Here is a 16,888-nt window from a genome sequence, read left to right as displayed (position 1 = left end):
AATGGAGAAACAACGAGCTTTAAAAATTTTGACGGACTTAATTGCCTTGCCGACAGTTGATCAAAAAGAAGGCCAAGTAGCTGATTATTTAACACAATTATTTGCGCCTTATCAAGCACAAGTCGAAATTAAACGAATTACTTTTGCACCGCAACGTGATAATTTAATTGTGACCATTGGCACTACTGGTTCCATTTTAGGTTTTAGTGGCCATGAAGATGTTGTCGCTGCTTCCGATTTAACTAATTGGCAAACCGATCCGTTTACTGCAACTATTAAAGATGGCAAAATTTACGGTCGTGGTGCTAGTGATATGAAATCAGGTCTGGCAGCTATGGTTGTGTCAATGTTAGATTTGTTAGAATCTGGTCAAGTTTTACCAGGACGGATTCGATTACTGGCCACCGTTGGTGAAGAAACGGGAGAATACGGAGCAGCGCAACTGGTTCAACAAGGAGAACTAACTGATTTAGCTGGTGTTATCATTGGCGAACCATCTAATTTGCAATTGGAAGTTACGCATAAAGGTGTCATTGATTACTGCGTGACCTCGCAGGGACAAGCCGCTCATGCTTCGACACCAGAAGCTGGTAAAAATGCAATCTGGCCGTTAATCTTATTTGCACAAAAAGTCCAAGACTATTTTGCACAAACCAAAGTAGAAGATCCAATCTTGGGAACAACAACTCATGTTTTGAGTCAAATTCAGGGTGGCGAACAAATTAATTCAGTACCTGCAAAAGCCAGTTTGACAGGAAATATTCGTACTACACCGGCTTATTCCCATCAACAAATTTACCAATTTTTGGAAGCGGAAATTAAGCATTTAAATCAAGCGGGCGCTGATTTAAAAATTGAGTACCGTTATCCTGAATTACCATTACCTGATCAATCCCAAAGTGATTTAGTGAAAATTGCACAAACGGTTTTGCGGCAAGAATTGCATTTACCAGGAGAAATTATTGCGGGAACTGGAGCTACCGAAGCTTCAGAGTATATTAAAGTTGCTGATCTTCCAATTTTGATTTGCGGTCCTGGTGAGGGTACGAGTGCTCATCAGGCTAATGAGTGGGTCAGTGTTAATAATTATTTATTGGGATGTCAATTTTATCAACAATTAGCTTGGCAGTTTTGGCAGGCAAAAAATAGTTAAAGAAATTGACAAAGATCAAAAGATAATTTAAGATAACCATAATTAAAAAATGCTGAGAAAAGATGAGTAAATATCACGCTAACTTAGAGAGTCACGGCAGCTGGAAAGTGATTTAAAACGGATATTGAAGATGGTCTGGGAGCAAAATCAAGTGTCAAAAACTTGCGGTTAACGATCGATAGCTTGTTGCAGTATGAAGGTACTGCTTGAGGATAGTATTGTGAAATGCTATTAAAGTTTAAGGTGGTAACACGCTTTTGGCGTCCAACATTAGTAATAATGTTTGGGCGCTTTTTTGATCCTTAGTTGCGGCTTGATTAGCATGGTTATTAATTTAGAGGAGGAAACATATGACTGAATTTACAAAACGTTCAACGTCACCATTTAGATATGATATTGTGGGGAGTTTTTTACGGCCCCAAAAACTAAAGCAAGCTCGTCAAGCTTTTGTTCAACACCAAATTAATGCGACTGATTTAAAAAAAGTAGAAGATCAAGCGATTATTGAATTATTGGCTAAACAAGAGGCAATTGGTCTGCAAGCGGTGACTGATGGTGAGCTACGACGCAGTTGGTGGCATTTAGATTTTTTCTGGGGGTTGAATGGATTACAGAAAGCGCAAGCCCGTCAAGGTTATGATTTTCACGATGAGCAAACGCGCCAAGAAACTGTTCAAGTGGTAGGACCGATCAATGGTGTTCAACATCCTTTTGTGGAGCATTTTAAGTTTACAAAAGCACATGCTAAAGTGTCGACGCAAGTTAAACAAACGATCCCTGCCCCGAGTCAATTATTGTTGGAGTTACAGCGACCAGAAAATCAAGCTAGTGTGAAAGCAGTTTATCAATCTGAAGATAATTTACTACAAGATATTACACAAGCTTATCAACAAGTTTTGGCAGATTTAATGGCAGCTGGGTGTCAAGTAGTCCAATTTGATGATTGCTCTTGGGGGAATGTTATTGACGCTAGTGTTAATAACAAATTGTCCACACTAGATTTACAACAGTTAAAGCAAACATTAGTACATTTAAATAATGAAGTGATTGATCACGCTCCTGCCAATTTAACGATTAATACGCATATTTGTCGCGGTAATTACCATTCAACTTGGTTTGTTGCTGGGGGTTATGATAATGTAGCTGTCCCCTTATTTACCACGGAAAAAGTTAATGCCTTTTATTTGGAATACGATAGTAGTCGGGCGGGAGATTTTCAGCCGCTGCAATTTGTGCCCCAAAATAAGATGGTTGTTTTAGGTTTAATAACTACTAAAACTGGTACGCTAGAACAAAAAGCAAATATTATTCAACGCTTGCAAGAAGCTAGTCAATATCATGATTTAGATTATTTAGCTTTAAGTCCACAGTGCGGTTTTGCTTCGACTGAAGAAGGTAATATTTTAACAGAACAACAACAGTGGGATAAGTTGCAATTGGTTAAAGAAATTGCACAAGAAGTATGGGGAACTAATTAGTAGTTACTTTTCGGTAAGGCGGGGACAAAAGTCGTGGAGTAATGGCATTTTAATCAGAGTAAAGCGACGGAAACCAACTTCTGGTTTTGGTGCAATATCGGGAAAATATTCGTTTAAATTTATGGAAACTTCCTGTTACCTCATTTCGTTAGGTAACAAAATGTTGCTTGGTGGCACGGTAATAATTAAGATTTAAGCTTGTTTTCCTAGATCAGGTCAATTTTTAACCGCTTCTTGTCGCTGCTTTTAAAAGTGCGTTATAATTATAAAAGCGATACCAAATTAATGAGAACAGGAGCTTGATACATGGATTCTTCAGAAAGTGAATATTTTTGGCAAGAAACTTTAACTAATGGTCATATGCGAATCGGTTTAGATCAAAAAGGCCAAGAGGAAGTAGGAACGGTTAGTTTTGTTGATTTACCACAGGCTACTGAGCTAAAGCAAGGCGATTTATTGATATCAGTTGAAAGTAAAAAAGCTGTGACGGAATTACATACTCCTAAAGCAGGACATGTAGTTCAGTTTAATCAGGCATTGACAAAACAACCAGACTTACTAAATGAGACAGATCATCAAAAGAATTGGATTGTGGAAATTGCTTAAGATAATGAAGTAAGTGAATTGCAATTAAAAATTAAAATGGAGATTAAGATAGTCAGCTTTCAAGCGTTTTTGAGAGCCAACTTGTTTTAAGCTCCTTTTTCTTTGCAAAAAATTATTGTGTTATACTAAAAAAGATTGTTTTAAATTCTTGAGTTAAAGAAAGTTGGCGAATTACGTGGCTGATGATAAAATACCTCGACCACATTTTCATTTAACAGCAAAAAATCATATGGATATTCCTTGGTCGCGTGTAGTGGCGCAACATCGCCAGCAACCAGTAGTTCAAGCTTCACTGATGGAAAAAGCAACGATCATTGGCCGGGTTGGTTTAATTATGCTAGCCTGCGGTACTGGAGCTTGGCGGGTACGCGATTCAATGAATACAATTGCCCGCATTTTAAAAGTTAGCTGTTCAGCTGATATTGGTTTAGTTTCCATTGCTTATAGTTGTTTTGATGGAAAAGATGAGTATCGAAGTGTAACTGAAGCTTTATCGTTAGCAAGTAGTGGGGTTAATACTGCTAAATTAGCTGCTATGGAAAACTTTGTGGATTTGTTTGAAGCGGAAGGTGCATTTTTAAGTGTTGGCAAAGTTCATGAATTATTAGCTGAAATTCAAAAACGCCCCAATTTATATGGACCAATTGGTTTGGGATTAGCTGCCGCCGTTGCTTGCAGTTCTTTCGTCTTTTTACTCGGTGGCGGACCAGTGGAAATGTTTTGTACTTTTTTAGGCGCTGGTTTAGGAAATTATGTTCGTGCCTTGATGAATAAACGGCATTTGACACTTTTTGCTGGTTTAGCAGCAGGAGTGGCAGTCGCTTGTTTAACTTACTTATTAGTTTCGCGATTTTTGGAATTTAGTTTTCAGATTAATGTGGCACATGAAGCGGGGTATATCGGTTCAATGCTTTTTGCTATCCCAGGTTTTCCATTTATTACCAGTGGCTTAGATATTGCAAAATTTGATATGCGTTCCGGGATTGAACGTTTAGTGCACGCCGTGACTATTATTATTGTAGCAACTTTAGTTGGGTGGATGGTTGCTTTAGCTAGTGATTTGCGCCCCGATAATTTTGTACCGTTGGGACTTAACCCCTGGTTATTAGGCATTTTACGTTTTCCAGCCAGTTTTTTAGGTGTTTTTGGTTTTTCCATTATGTTTGATAGTTCCCAAAAGATGGCTACTTTAGCAGCTTTAGTCGGAGCTGTAGCTAATACTTTGCGTTTGGAATTAGTAGATTTAACCAGTTTACCACCAGCGGCAGCGGCTTTCTTAGGTGCTTTAGTAGCGGGCCTTCTAGCTTCTTTTGTGCATAAAAAATTTCGTTATCCGCGAATTAGTTTAACTGTTCCAGCTATTGTGATTATGGTACCTGGACTTTATATGTATCGCGCAATGTATTATCTGGGCATTGGCACAGTCGCTCAAGGGGCACAATGGTTTTTAAACGCCATGATGATTGTCATCTTTTTGCCATTAGGGTTGATTTTGGCACGAGTACTAATGGATGCTGATTGGCGTCATTCAGGATAGGCAGTTTTATTGATTATTGAAAGACAAAATATTTGTGCTTTGATTAAAAGTGCTCTTATAATGCTAATTATAAGGTCATATGCAAGTGGAAATTTCTGGTTAGATTAACTAGAAACTGGATTTGCTCGGTCATAAAATAGTAATTTGTTGGAACAGCACCTTATTAATGACAGAAATCGGGGTTACAGGCATGAAGCAATATTTAGACGATAAAGTCCAATATAAAATTTATCAAACCGCTAATTATCAAGTTTTGGCAACAATTACCTCCCCGATAATTTTTATTCTGAATTTAACAAAGACGATCCCTTTGTCCAAACCTCATTTAAGTTTATTGACTGATCAACCACCATTGACTAAGTCAATTTTGGTTTTACCAATGCCAACTAGCAAGAAAAATGCTCTAGGCCATTTAAAAATTGTTAAATCAATTCAGAACTCTTATTGCTTGTTAGAATCTCACCAAATATCAGCGTTGATGCAGCAATTACGTCAACAAGGTTATCATGGATTGCAATTAGCGTGGATTTTAAAAAAAAATTTTCAATATTATTAATTAACTATTAATTTTTTAAAGACCAGTTTAGCCCCAAAAACTGATCTTTTTTAGTATTTTAACGAGTTAATTTGTAGGATTTTTAGAAAGGACAATGACAATTTGAGAATTTTGGGGTAAAATTATTCTTTAATATTTCTGTATTAAGTAAGTACTAATGTTGTATCATTAAATTTTAATTTAGGATTATCAGTCAAAGGAGATGAGATAAGCATCAGATAATTTTAAATTAAAGTTCCAAATTTTATTGAAAATGGAGTGAGACTGATGAAAAGTCATTTAAAAAAGATAGGTAGTTTTTTAGTACTAGCTTTTAGTTTTTTGATTTGTTGGACTAGCACTAACAATCAAGTGAAAGCTAAAACCTATCAAATTGGAACAGATGTTACTTATCCACCATTTGAATTTGCAAATGATCAAAATAAATACATTGGAATTGATATTGATATTATTAATGCTGTGGCTAAAGAAGAGGGCTTTAAGGTTAATACCAAACAAGTTGGTTTTAATTCTGCGGTTCAGTCGACTCAAGCAGGTCAATTAGATGGTGTGATGGCCGGCATGACAATTACTCCAGAACGTCAAGAAAAGTTTGATTTTGGAACACCTTACTTCAAAACTGGGGTGGTCATGGCTGTTGGTAAAGATAGTTCAATTCAAGATTTTAAGCAATTGAAGGGTAAACGAGTCGCTATTAAGACGGGCACGGCTGCTGCTCAATATGCAACGAAATTGAAGAAGAAATACGGTTTTAAAACAGTAACTTTTGATGATTCGAATAATATGTATCAAGATGTGATTACTGGTAATTCCGTGGCCTGTTTTGAAGATCAACCAGTGATGCAATATGCCATTAAGCAAGGTATGAAATTAAAGATTGTTACTAAACCAGCCGAAGGTGGTTGGTATGGTTTTGGTGTTAAAAAAGGAACTCATCAAGAATTAATTCGGCAATTTAATGCTGGTTTCAAAAAAATCAAAGCGAACGGCACTTATGATCGGATTGTGGCAAAATATTTAGGTGGCAAAACTAGTTCAGAGGTTAAAGGTAAAACCTTTGTCGTGGGAACTGATGTAACTTTTCCACCGTTTGAATTCGCTAATAAAGATAATAAGTACGTTGGGGTCGATATTGATATTTTGAAAGCAGTTGCTAAGAATCAAGGCTTCAAAATTAAGACGAAACCTTTAGGCTTTAATGCTTCGGTACAAGCAGTTGAATCGGGACAAATTGATGGTGTAATGGCTGGTATGTCAATTACGCCTGAACGGAAGGAAAAATTAGATTTTTCTGATCCGTATTATACCTCTGGTGTTGTGATGGCAACTTCTGATAAGGGTCGAGTAACTAGTCTTAACCAATTACGAGGCAAAAAAGTTGCCATTAAAACGGGAACTTCTGGCGCACAATATGCCAATAGTATTAAGAAAAAGTATGGCTTTAAAACTGTAACTTTTGACGATTCAAATAATATGTACCAAGATGTTTTAACCGGAAATTCTGTGGCTTGTTTTGAAGATCAACCGGTGATGCAATATGCTATCAAAAAAGGTACTAATTTAAAAATTGTGACCAAACCAGCTTTGAAAGCTCCGTATGGTTTTGCAGTTAAAAAAGGTCAAAATCAAGCTTTCCTAAAAGCTTTTGATCAAGGTTTAGCCAATATCAAAGCTAGTGGCACTTATGACGATATTAAAGCTAAGTATTTAGGCGGTAAAACTGGAAAGTCAGCTGTTAAAGCTGGTCAAGATCATGAAGATCGCAGTTTTATCGGCTTAATCAAGCAAAATAAGGGTGCCTTATGGTCTGGTTTTGTGGAAACGATGTGGCTGACAGTCGTAGCCATTATTTTTGCCACTATTTTTGGTGTGATTATTGGTTTATTAGGAGTAGTTCCAATGAAGTTCTGTCATTGGATTTCTAATTTTGTGATTTATTTATTCCGAGGGATGCCGTTATTAGTTTTGGCATTATTTATTTATACCGGAGTACCTAGTTTAACAGGACAAAAGATTCCCGCCTTTATTGCGGGGACAATTACGTTAACCTTAAATGAAGGAGCTTATATTGCTGCCTTTGTTAAAGGGGGAATTGAAGCCGTTGATGTCGGTCAAATGGAAGCCGCTCGAAGTTTAGGTCTGCCATTTGGTAAAGCAATGCGCAAAGTTATTTTACCGCAAGGAATTAAGATTATGATTCCGTCGTTTATTAACCAATTTATTATTACGTTAAAAGATACTTCCATCTTATCCATTATTGGTATTTTAGAGTTAACACAAACTGGTAAAATCATTATTGCCCGTAACTTAGAAGGTTTTAAAGTTTGGACAATTATTGCTGTGATTTATGTAGTTGTTATTACGTTATTAACTTGGTTATCAAATTGGGTTCAAAGGAGAACACGGGTATGAGTGCAAAAGTTGAAGTGAAAAATTTAGTCAAAACTTATGGCACAAATGAAGTGTTGAAAGGCATTGACTTAACTGTTCAAAATAATGAAGTAGTTGTGATTATTGGACCTTCAGGTTCCGGAAAAAGTACGCTATTACGGACTTTAAATAAATTAGAAGAACCAACTTCGGGCAGCATTTTGGTGGATGGAATTGATATTTCCAATCCTAAAACCAACTTAAATGAAGTTCGAGAAAACATTGGCATGGTGTTTCAGCATTTTAATTTATTTCATAATTTGACTGTTGGTCAAAATATTATGTTAGCTCCAGTGGAGTTAAAGAAGCAAAGTAAGTCAGAAGCACAACAAAGTGCCAAGCAATTATTAGAAACTGTTGGCTTATCTGATAAATTTGATGCAACCGTCCAATCTTTATCTGGTGGTCAACAACAACGGGTAGCCATTGCTCGGGCGTTAGCGATGGATCCCAATGTAATGTTATTTGATGAACCAACTTCAGCATTGGATCCAGAAATGGTTGGTGACGTGTTGGCAGTTATGAAAGATTTAGCTAAAAACGGCATGACCATGGTCGTGGTCACTCACGAAATGGGCTTTGCCAAAGAAGTTGCGGATCGAGTAGTCTTTGTTGATTCTGGCAAGATTCAAGAACAAGGTGAACCGCAGCAAATCTTTGAACATCCTCAAAATCAACGGTTACGAGACTTTTTGGATAAGGTGTTAAACGTTTAGGAACGCAAAATTTTAAAATTACAAAAAGGCTCGAACTAACGTCAGAAAAGTTGACGTTAGTTTGAGCCTTTTTACTACATAATGTAAAAATATAAACCCTCCTTCGCTATAGTTGATGACTACCAACCAAAACTGTGATCGAAAGAGTTTTTTCTAATCTATAAACAAGACGCTTAATATCTGAGCCTGATCAAGCCAAAATGTACAGATTGGAAAAGTTTAGCTGAAGATTTGCAGTATTTTAAAGACTTGATACCTTAAACTAGTAGTGAGAAATTATGCTTATTAGAAATTACAATAGTTTTAAGAAAATGGAATCAATAATGACAGCTGCCACAAATACTGAAGTAAAGCTACCAACTAACATTTGGGGCAACATTTGCTCATTTAATACGGCTTCTTCTTTAGCATTAGTGGCTAATTGACTACAAATTTCAGTGATTAAATGTAATCTACTGGAAAATCAAACAAAACGGTTAAGGTGCAGGCAAATATGTGCCTTTTTATGATGTGAAAGTTATAGAATTAATTTTTGACAACCAACCAAAATCAAAGCAAAAATGCCAACAATCATCAAACTAGTAGCACCTAGACGTTCTTGCAGTGATAACGAACGGTTTAATTCGTGGGTATGAACATGATGATATAAATAAATTCCGGGTAAATAAATAATTGTACAGACTAACAGATATTTTAACCCAGAAAAAGTAATACCGACGATTTCAAAACTAATCGTGCCTAAACCTAGGACCAGTGCTACCCAGTCTTTTTGTTGCCAAGCCAGCTTGATTTCAAAAGCAGCAACAATAATGTAACAAACGATCACAGCCGCTGTGCTTAGACTGTAAGCTACTTCATAAGCTTGATTGGTAAATAATAAAGTCAACAAAAATAACTGAACCATGGCGCCGGTAATGATCAAGGCCAGGGTGGGGGCTTGATGTTGATTTTTTTGACCTATTTTTTGTGGTAATAAATGTTCCTCAGCCATGGCACTTAAAGTTTCAGCTGGAAGCATGGTCCACGAAATCCAAGCACCAAAGATGGAAATTAATAAGCCAATGCTAATAAAAGTTCCCCCCCAAGGCCCGACCATTTTTTCAAAAAGGTAGGCCATCACTGGTTGGGGGGCTTGGCGCAATTGCGCCTGTGTGAAATAGCCGTAGGGCAAGATGGAAGCTAAAATATAAATTAATAAGAGGCAACTAACCCCGATGATCGTCGCTTTGCCAGCGGTTTTGTTACTCTTAGCTCTAGCCGATAAGACTGTGGCACCTTCGATACCTACGAATAGCCACATCATAATCATAAAACAATTTTTAATTTGTTTGCTGACAGCTCCAGCTACAAAATTATTATGAATATTGCCCCAGAAATGTTGGGTCAGCATTTGACTGTGGAAAACCAGAAGACAGCCAATAATAAATGTCAAAATCGGAATCAATTTACATAAAGTAATTAATGAATTAATAAAAGCTGCATTTTCCACACCTTGATTAACTAACCAAGTTAACATCCAAGAACAAAAGCTAGCAGCTAAAATAGCCGGCCAACCATTAGCACTTTTAAAAATGGGGAAAAAATAACCTAAAGTACTCATAAAAACTGTCGAAAAAGCAACATTGCCTAGCCATCCGGACATCCAGTAGCCCCAGCCACTAATAAAGCCGACAAAATTGCCAAAGCCGGCTTGACCATAGCTAAAAATTCCCTGTAAGTCGGGACGTTTATGCAGTAAATTATTAAATGTCATTGCTAACATTAAAATGCCCCAGCTGATCAACAGCCAAGCGATTAAAGCGGGACCAGGAGCTGCCGCTTTGGCTAAATCACTACTTAAGGCAAAAATTCCCGAACCAATGGCAGTAGTAACGACTAGGGTTGTGAGTGTAAAACCATTGATTTTTTTGGATTGTGTTTCCATATAGTTCTCCTAAAATAAAGCTCATGTTCACTAGAATTTAAGCGGCTGAGATAAAAGTTATTGAGCAATTAAGCGCTGAGCAAATTAAAATTTAAAGTTTTAACTGGACTTGAAAAATTGAATTTCATTAATCATAAATGCTTGACCTGGGGAATGCAATAAATCTTATTGCTTCGGTTGTTTTTTAGCTGCAGTTTCACAGTTTAAATTTTTACCTAAGTAACACAATGTCAAAAAAACTAACCTTTTTTATCACAGCCTATATATCATAGCAAACTTTAATAGTTAACGGGCAATTTTTTAGAAAATTCATTGACTTTTATCATGAAAATCAGTAGTGTAGTTCATAAGTTTAGTCCTTTTAACTTAATTCAGTGAGATTAAGAAGGGTTAATTGTTGCTCGGAGGTCAAAACTGCGGGCTTTTTTGTGTAGCTAAAATTCAAAGGAGTGTTGGCATTGGGATTTAAACAAAGTAATAGCATTAAGGATTCAGAATTAAATATGTCTAACTGGGATATGTTTGCCACTTGGATTGGCGCTAACGCAAATAATGGAACTTGGTATGTTGGTGGGGTGATTGCCGCTTGTGGCTTTTTAACTTCATCAACGTTATTGATTGCAGTAGGAATAATTTCTTATATTTTATTAGCCCTAGTTTCCTTAGCTGGCTATGAAAGTCGTTTGAATACGATGACCTTGATGCGAGGTTCTTTTGGCGTTAAAGGTTCAATTTTGCCGTCATTAATTAATATTGTACAATTCATTGGTTGGGCAGCGGTTAATACATATATTGCTGCTGTGTCTGTAAGTTATATCTTACGAGAGATTTTTGGCTGGTCCGCTAACAATCAAACTCTGGATCGCTGGGGCTTATTTGCGGGCATTATTATTATGTCAATGTTACATTTAGGCAGCATTTCTTTAGGGGAAAAATCAGTCAAGTGGATTGAGCGCATTGGCATTATTTTAGTAACAATTTTTGTGGTTTGGGAATCGGTAATTGTTTTACAAATGGTGCCCTTAAAACAAATTATTGCTTGGCAACCACCAACTAAATTGCACTTAGCTAATGGTGTGGCAATTGATACGATTGCCGCCTTTAACTTGGCTTGGGTGACTGCGGCGGCGGATTTTAGCCGGTTTGCTAAGAAAAAATCTGGCGCTACCTGGTTATCTTTTTTGGGTGCTAATCTAGGCTTGATTTGGTTTGCCTTGATGGGGATTATTGCCACAATCGCCACGGCGATTAGCATTGATAAATTTGATCCCAATAATTCTGATCCTAGTACCATCGCTACTAAATTAGGTTTAGGGGCATTGGCTTTAATTGTAATTATGTTAACTAGTACGACGGCTAATGCAGTGAATTTAATGGCGGCTGGTTCGGCGGTAACTAACATTTTTTCCCGATTAAAATTAAAAACCGCATTGTGGATTGTTACTTTAATTGCCACGTTAGTAACATTTATTCCGGCATATATTGCCACCTTTTTGGAGACCTTTGAATTATTCTTAGATGGTGTCGGAATGTTTTTAGGACCAGAAATCGCCATCTTTTTAATTGATTATTTCGTGATTAATCATCATCAATATCAAATTGACGATTTTGACCAAACCAATGGACAATATTGGTATTATCATGGAGTTAACTTGGTGGCATTTGGTACTTGGATCATCGGGGTGGCTTTGTACTTTATCTTGCGTCGATTGACAATCATTAATCAAAGTTTTGGCGCCACCTTTATCGCCATGCTTGTCAGTGCAGTACTTTATTGGTTGGTGATGCGAAAAAAGGTCAGTTCAAAAAAAATTAATTAAGCTGTGTAGAAGTTAAATTAATCACTTGCTCTAAGAGATGCAAGAGTTGAATATTACTGTGTTTTTCGGTTAGGATAATCGATTCGGGGATAAAAGTCATTTACTAACAAAATGAAATTGTAAAGTCCGAATTTGAATTTAAAAATTTCATTCTGTTGGGCACGAAATAGTGACTTTTAGAATGTAACAGTTAATTAATGGTCGTTTAGTTTGTGTTAGAATACGAGCATTATTCTTATTGTCCCGCACTGGTTATCCTAGCCTTTTACATACTTTTAATCCTAAAAAATTTGACAATTCAGTAATTAAGTGTAAACTATCTTCTTTGAAAAGGTTAGTTAGCTAACGTTTTTGATGAGGAGGAAATTTGATGCATAATACTGGACGCTTACTCCAGAAAGCTGCCCGACAAATGACCAATGATTTTGATCGCTTTGCTAAAAACTATCAACTAACTAGTATGCAAATGTCATTTATTGATTATTTGGGTAATCATGATAACGAAGAAGTTTTGCAGCGGGACTTAGAACACGAGTTTAATATTCGCCGCTCAACTGCGACGGTCATTTTACAACGTATGGAAAAAAAGCAGTTGGTAATCAGGCAGTCGAGTCAAACAGATGGCCGCCAACGAGCGGTTTTTTTAACTGCACAGAGTCGAAAAATTGTCCAACTGATTCGTAATTATATGGATCAACAACAGCAGCAGTTACAGCAACAGTTTTCTGCTACCGAAGTGCAAAACTTTGAAAAAATTTTAAACTATTATCAACAAGGAGAAACAAATTCAAATGGCGCAGAATAAAACGATTAATCCTAGAATTATTGGTGCGATTGTGGCGGCTGGTTTAATGTCATTTTGTGGTGTGGTTGTAGAAACAGCGATGAATATTACTTTTCCAACTTTAATGCGAGAATTTAAAATTTCTACGGCCACTGTCCAATGGATGACAACAATTTATTTATTAGTGGTTGCGATCATCGTACCTTTATCTGCTTTATTAAAACGAAATTTTAAAACTAAGTACTTATTTGTAACAGCTAATTTTTTGTTTATTTTAGGTTTAGTAATGGATGCACTAGCCCCAATTTTTCCAATTTTATTATTGGGGCGGATGATTCAAGGTTTCGGCACGGGTATTGCACTTCCCTTAATGTTTAATATTATTTTAGAAGAAGTTCCACCCACTAAAATTGGTTTTATGATGGGCATTGGTTCATTGATTACAGCGGTTGCCCCAGCTGTGGGACCAACTTTTGGTGGCGTGGTGGTCAATCTTTTGGGTTGGCGCATGATTTTTATTTTATTATTGCCAATTTTATTGTTTTCTTTAGGCTTAGGCTTATTTTGTATTCAACAAGTTAATCCAATCGTTAAAACTAAATTTGATTGGTTCGGAATTTTTAGTTTAATCATTTTCTTCGTGGGCTTGATCTTTGGCTTCAGTAATTTTGGCACCCAAAAATTAGTTAGTTGGTCAGTAAGTGGTGCTTGGTTGTTGGGGATTATTGGTTTAATTTTATTTGTAATTAGTTATCAACATGCCACCACGCCTGTATTAAATTTAAGTTTATTTAAACATTCCGCTTTTAGTGCCCACTTGGTTAGCTTTTTTTGCTTTCAAGTAATTAGTTTAGGAACCTCCTTCTTGTTGCCAAATTATATTCAATTGGTTAATCATCAAAGCACGACAATAGCTGGATTATTAGTTTTACCCGGGGCAGCTTTAGGAGCGATCTTAGCACCATTTGGTGGCCAATTATTAGACCATTTGGGCGCCCGAAAACCAATTTTGAGTGGGGTTACTTTGGCGATTATCGGTTTATTAATCTTTACAATCTTGACGCCATATCTGAGTGCCAGTTTAATTATTATCTTATATGTACTCTACATGGGTGGAGTAGGAATTGCTTATGGCAATATCATGACTAGTGCATTGCAACAATTAAGTGAGCCGAAACAGGCTGATGGCAATGCTTGGTTAAATACTTTGCAACAACTAGCGGGAGCAGTAGGAACTTCATTAGTTGCAGCGATTGTAGCACAGAGTCAATTACAAAAAACTGTCAGTTTAGCTCAGACCACAATTAAAGGCACCCAACGAGCCTTTGGTTTATTATTAATTTTAGCAGTATTGGTCTTAGTAATTTTATGGAAATTTTTACCGCGAAAGCGTAATTAATTAAAGACTGAAAATCATTAAAAAACCACCAATTAACTGGTGTGCTCCCCAAAGTGGTACTAAGTTTTTGGGTTCACATCATAAACTGGTGGTTTTTCTTATAACAAGCTTTTTTTAATTAAATTTTTGAAGCCAGATTAATGCACAGCTTTTTTAGACTAGGGTTCCACTATCCATAAAAGCTTGAACGTCAGGTTGCATATGAGCGTACTTTTTAACTGTGCCATCAAAATCAATGAAGTAAAGTTGATACCAAGTTAAGAAAGTATAAATGTTCCAAATTTGACGGCGCGCGTCAATTTTTTCATCATAATTATCTTTTAATAGTTGTAAAATTTTGTCTTGATTAAAGAATTCGCTGACCCAATCTTGACTAAATAACTCTTTAACTTTGTCATAATATTTAGCTTCGCGTAGCCAAGTCTTAACGGGAACTGGAAAACCTAATTTTGGTCGTTTAGCCCAGTCTTCTGGTAGATGGCGGTTAGCAGCTTTTCGGAAGATATATTTAGTATCATGGCGATTAATCAACATTTTGGAAGGAATGGAGTTAGCTAATTCGGCCACTTCTTTATCTAAGAAAGGAACCCGTAATTCTAAAGAATGAGCCATCGAAATTTTGTCCGCTTTTTGTAAAATATCATTTAACATGAAGTGATGTAAATCAATATATTGCATTTGCTTAACTTCTTCAGCATCTTTAACTTTAGCAAAATCTTCTTGATAAATGCCGTTAACTGTTAAATCATTTTGATACGGTTTTTGTAAAATGTTATTAGCTTGTTGAGCAGTAAAAATAGTTGGTTGTTTTAAATCAAAAATTAACGATTCGCCAACATAATAATCGGATGGTTGGGCCGTTTGACAGTATAAATGTACTTTTCCTGGAAAATTAGGCACATGTTTGATGCCTTTGGCCAAGTGGTAACGCATGCCTTTGGGTAATTTATGCAAACCACTAGCAAAAACTTTAATTACCATATTATGGGAATGCATGCCGTAATTAACATAACCAGCAAATAATTCGTCCGCACCTTCACCAGAAAGTGCCACTGTTACTTTTTTACGCGCTAAGCGACATAAGTACCACAGCGGAATGACCGATGGATTACTGTCGGGTTCATCCAAATGATACTGCATTTCGGCAAAGTCACTAAAAGCTTCGTCGCCATTAACGGTAACTTGGTTAAAGTGTAATCCTTCTTCATCAGCTAACTGTTTAGCAACACTAGCTTCATCGTAAGGACCATTGTCGAAATTGACACTGAAAACTTCTTGGGGGTGAAGAATGGAAGTGACATAACTAGAGTCCACACCTTCAGATAAGAAACTGCCAACAGGCACATCGGCAATATTGTGCATTTTGACAGAATCTTTAACCGTTTGGTCAATTTGTGCCACGGTATCTTGAGCGGAACGTTGATAATCTACATTATATTTAGCATCCCAATATTCATGAATTTGTAAGTCTTGATCATGCAATTCAAACCAATGACCAGCCGGAAAACGGTAAACATTCTTAAAGAAAGTTTCTTTTAAATCATTATATTGATTCATTAAAAAGGGCTTAATGGCTTCTTGATTTAATTCCTTTTTAAAATTCGGATGCTTTAAAAAAGCTTTGATTTCAGAACCAACAATAAAAGTTTCATCATTTTGATAATAATATAATGGTTTAATACCAAAAAAGTCGCGGGCACCATAAAGTGTTTTTTTGTTTTCATCCCAAATTAAATAAGCAAACATTCCGCGGACACGTTCTAAAGTACCAGCCATGCCCCATTGTTCATACCCATGCAGTAAAACTTCGGTATCTGTTTGGGTCGTGAAAGTATGACCAGCCGCGATTAATTCCTCACGCAAACTTTGGTAATTATAAATTTCGCCATTAAAAGTAATTAAAATTGAATTATCTTCATTATAGATTGGTTGTTTGCCGCCTTTTAAGTCAATAATACTAAGGCGCCGAAAACCTAGTGCTACCTGATCGTTCGTATAAAAGCCACTACCTTTGATATTAGGTCCGCGGTGTTCGATCATTTTCATCATTGACTGAATTGTTGAAACTTTATCGTCAACAGTTGGATCGCTAAAAGCAATAATGCCGCACATGAAATTTTCCTCCTATATACTGATATCACCAGTTTAATTAAAGACGTGGTAAGTGTCAATTTGTTCAAATTAATTTGAAGTTGTTTAGTTAGGCTTTTAAAGGTGGGCAAAGAAAAATAGCGTAGTACTCTAAAAAGATGATTTTAGACGATACATCATTGCTCAATTTTTTAATTTTCGATAAAATACGGACCTTAATCTTATTGTCCCCACCCCCATACTTGACATTTTCAGCTTACCAGGTTCGTTTTTTTTATTATTATTTATGCTTCATTGTTAAAAAAACACGCACTTTTATGATGATAATTTGATTAAAATTATTGCTATTTTGAAAACGAGCTTTATAATTTAACAATATTAAAAAATTTATAGC

12 protein-coding genes and 1 pseudogene are annotated in these 16,888 nt (G+C 36.4%); 11 read left to right on the top strand and 2 right to left on the bottom strand.

The genetic code is table 11. The features are described 5' to 3' along the window. Position 1: 1 nt before the first annotated feature. The 8 genes and pseudogenes from AC3B7A_RS03195 to AC3B7A_RS03160 all read left to right on the top strand — a co-directional run bounded on the left by AC3B7A_RS03195 (position 2) and on the right by AC3B7A_RS03160 (position 8,476). The gene (locus tag AC3B7A_RS03195; RefSeq protein ID WP_489756285.1) at positions 2-1,153 is read left to right on the top strand and encodes an ArgE/DapE family deacylase; all 1,152 of its coding nucleotides are present in this window, start codon (positions 2-4) and stop codon (positions 1,151-1,153) included. Positions 1,154-1,503: 350 nt separating this feature from the next. Next, positions 1,504-2,631: a 5-methyltetrahydropteroyltriglutamate--homocysteine S-methyltransferase gene (locus AC3B7A_RS03190; protein ID WP_489756284.1), complete on the top strand. Its 1,128-nt coding sequence runs from the start codon at positions 1,504-1,506 to the stop codon at positions 2,629-2,631. A 306-nt stretch (positions 2,632-2,937) separates the two neighbouring features. Beyond that, positions 2,938-3,237 (top strand): glycine cleavage system H family protein, encoded by a 300-nt coding sequence (locus AC3B7A_RS03185; protein ID WP_489756283.1) that lies wholly within the window; start codon positions 2,938-2,940, stop codon positions 3,235-3,237. 229 nt (positions 3,238-3,466) lie between these two features. Beyond that, a complete protein-coding gene (locus AC3B7A_RS03180; protein WP_489756533.1) occupies positions 3,467-4,774 on the top strand; it encodes a threonine/serine exporter family protein in 1,308 nt (435 codons plus the stop codon). A 166-nt stretch (positions 4,775-4,940) separates the two neighbouring features. Beyond that, positions 4,941-5,330: a hypothetical protein gene (locus AC3B7A_RS03175; RefSeq protein ID WP_489756282.1), complete on the top strand. Its 390-nt coding sequence runs from the start codon at positions 4,941-4,943 to the stop codon at positions 5,328-5,330. Positions 5,331-5,597: 267 nt separating this feature from the next. Continuing rightward, positions 5,598-6,341 (top strand): annotated as a pseudogene (locus AC3B7A_RS03170) (transporter substrate-binding domain-containing protein); the annotation flags it as partial. Next, positions 6,333-7,742 carry an amino acid ABC transporter substrate-binding protein/permease gene (locus AC3B7A_RS03165; protein ID WP_489756532.1) on the top strand — a complete coding sequence of 470 codons (1,410 nt, stop codon included), beginning with the start codon at positions 6,333-6,335 and terminating at the stop codon, positions 7,740-7,742. The pseudogene AC3B7A_RS03170 and the gene AC3B7A_RS03165, both read left to right, overlap by 9 nt. Continuing rightward, entirely contained in the window at positions 7,739-8,476 is a 738-nt protein-coding gene (locus tag AC3B7A_RS03160; protein ID WP_489756281.1) for an amino acid ABC transporter ATP-binding protein, read from the top strand. Before AC3B7A_RS03165 ends, AC3B7A_RS03160 begins: the two co-directional genes overlap by 4 nt. Before the next feature lie 517 nt (positions 8,477-8,993). On the opposite strand, the gene AC3B7A_RS03155 is transcribed toward AC3B7A_RS03160, so the two are convergent. After that, positions 8,994-10,400: a basic amino acid/polyamine antiporter gene (locus AC3B7A_RS03155; protein ID WP_489756280.1), complete on the bottom strand. Its 1,407-nt coding sequence runs from the start codon at positions 10,398-10,400 to the stop codon at positions 8,994-8,996. Between the two features lie 503 nt (positions 10,401-10,903). Here AC3B7A_RS03155 and AC3B7A_RS03150 point away from each other — a divergent pair. The 3 genes from AC3B7A_RS03150 to AC3B7A_RS03140 all read left to right on the top strand — a co-directional run bounded on the left by AC3B7A_RS03150 (position 10,904) and on the right by AC3B7A_RS03140 (position 14,403). Further along, a complete protein-coding gene (locus AC3B7A_RS03150) occupies positions 10,904-12,220 on the top strand; it encodes a cytosine permease (RefSeq protein WP_489756531.1) in 1,317 nt (438 codons plus the stop codon). A 370-nt stretch (positions 12,221-12,590) separates the two neighbouring features. Next, positions 12,591-13,025 (top strand): MarR family winged helix-turn-helix transcriptional regulator, encoded by a 435-nt coding sequence (locus tag AC3B7A_RS03145; protein ID WP_489756279.1) that lies wholly within the window; start codon positions 12,591-12,593, stop codon positions 13,023-13,025. Continuing rightward, entirely contained in the window at positions 13,012-14,403 is a 1,392-nt protein-coding gene (locus AC3B7A_RS03140; protein WP_489756278.1) for a DHA2 family efflux MFS transporter permease subunit, read from the top strand. The genes AC3B7A_RS03145 and AC3B7A_RS03140 overlap by 14 nt, the downstream gene beginning before the upstream one ends. A 153-nt stretch (positions 14,404-14,556) precedes the next feature. Here the strand turns inward: AC3B7A_RS03140 and asnB are convergent, their stop codons facing one another. Further along, the gene (asnB, locus tag AC3B7A_RS03135; RefSeq protein ID WP_489756277.1) at positions 14,557-16,515 is read right to left on the bottom strand and encodes an asparagine synthase (glutamine-hydrolyzing); all 1,959 of its coding nucleotides are present in this window, start codon (positions 16,513-16,515) and stop codon (positions 14,557-14,559) included. Positions 16,516-16,888: the final 373 nt, after the last annotated feature.

It is taken from the genome of Bombilactobacillus sp. ESL1202, from assembly GCF_058107125.1.
The sequence above is the reverse complement of the archived record's forward strand: the minus strand, read 5'-3'. Positions and strand labels throughout refer to the sequence as shown.

What these genes read in the sequence shown, in the direction of transcription:
- AC3B7A_RS03195 (WP_489756285.1), top strand. Translation starts at nt 2, where the DNA reads ATGGAGAAACAACGAGCTTTAAAAATTTTGACGGACTTAATTGCCTTG.
- AC3B7A_RS03190 (WP_489756284.1), top strand. Translation starts at nt 1,504, where the DNA reads ATGACTGAATTTACAAAACGTTCAACGTCACCATTTAGATATGATATT.
- AC3B7A_RS03185 (WP_489756283.1), top strand. Translation starts at nt 2,938, where the DNA reads ATGGATTCTTCAGAAAGTGAATATTTTTGGCAAGAAACTTTAACTAAT.
- AC3B7A_RS03180 (WP_489756533.1), top strand. Translation starts at nt 3,467, where the DNA reads ATGGATATTCCTTGGTCGCGTGTAGTGGCGCAACATCGCCAGCAACCA.
- AC3B7A_RS03175 (WP_489756282.1), top strand. Translation starts at nt 4,941, where the DNA reads ATGACAGAAATCGGGGTTACAGGCATGAAGCAATATTTAGACGATAAA.
- AC3B7A_RS03160 (WP_489756281.1), top strand. Translation starts at nt 7,739, where the DNA reads ATGAGTGCAAAAGTTGAAGTGAAAAATTTAGTCAAAACTTATGGCACA.
- AC3B7A_RS03155 (WP_489756280.1), bottom strand. Translation starts at nt 10,400, where the DNA reads ATGGAAACACAATCCAAAAAAATCAATGGTTTTACACTCACAACCCTA.
- AC3B7A_RS03150 (WP_489756531.1), top strand. Translation starts at nt 10,904, where the DNA reads ATGTCTAACTGGGATATGTTTGCCACTTGGATTGGCGCTAACGCAAAT.
- AC3B7A_RS03145 (WP_489756279.1), top strand. Translation starts at nt 12,591, where the DNA reads ATGCATAATACTGGACGCTTACTCCAGAAAGCTGCCCGACAAATGACC.
- AC3B7A_RS03140 (WP_489756278.1), top strand. Translation starts at nt 13,012, where the DNA reads ATGGCGCAGAATAAAACGATTAATCCTAGAATTATTGGTGCGATTGTG.
- asnB (WP_489756277.1), bottom strand. Translation starts at nt 16,515, where the DNA reads ATGTGCGGCATTATTGCTTTTAGCGATCCAACTGTTGACGATAAAGTT.